This is a genomic window from Mesorhizobium sp. M7A.F.Ca.MR.362.00.0.0, assembly GCF_004023175.1.
Classification (GTDB): Bacteria; Pseudomonadota; Alphaproteobacteria; order Rhizobiales; family Rhizobiaceae; genus Mesorhizobium.
In genome coordinates this window covers 8,079-8,704 of the sequence record NZ_RZTF01000284.1, presented here as the reverse complement: position 1 = coordinate 8,704, position 626 = coordinate 8,079, and the positions used below count along the sequence as shown (strand labels likewise).

The following is a 626-nucleotide window of genomic DNA, read 5'->3' as shown; positions in this document are numbered from 1 at the left end:
CCACAAAGGCAAGCCCAAGAAGCGGCGCAAGCGAAGGCGCGGGCGCAAGGTTTTTGCGCGCGACGAAGCGCGTCCCGCGGAGAATCGATCGCCGGTGCCAGGCAAGACCGGTGCCCCGGCGGCGGAGGCCCACAGACCGTCGGAATCGGTGGCCTCGCCCGTCGCTGTGGTGCCCCGGCCGGAACAGAGCGCCCGTCGGCCGCCGGTCCAGGAGCTTCCGGTGTTTGCGGCGCTTGACCTTGGCACCAACAATTGCCGGCTGCTGGTGGCCGTGCCGACGCGGCATGGCCAGTTCCGCGTCATCGACGCTTTTTCTCGCATCGTCCGGCTGGGCGAGGGGCTCACCGCCAATGGCCGGCTCGGCCAGCCGGCGATGGACCGCGCGGTCGAGGCGCTGAAAATCTGCGGCGACAAATTGCGCAACCGCAAGATCAGAAAAGCCCGGCTGATCGCCACCGAGGCCTGCCGCACGGCCGAAAACGGCGTCGAGTTCATCGACCGCGTCGAACGCGAGGCCGGCCTGAAGCTTGAGATCATCGACCGCCAGACCGAAGCGCGGCTGGCGGTGTCCGGCTGCGGCTCGCTGGTCGAGCGCGACACCCAAGGCGTCGTCCTGTTCGATATCG

The 626-nt window shown here is 68.7% G+C and carries 1 protein-coding gene (only partly in view); it reads left to right on the top strand.

The window, feature by feature from the left end:
• Positions 1 to 626 carry part of the coding region annotated (locus EOC06_RS26710; protein WP_164898749.1) for a Ppx/GppA phosphatase family protein on the top strand (this coding region is incomplete at its 5' end). 560 nt of the annotated region lie beyond the right edge of the window, so 626 of the 1,186 annotated nt are shown.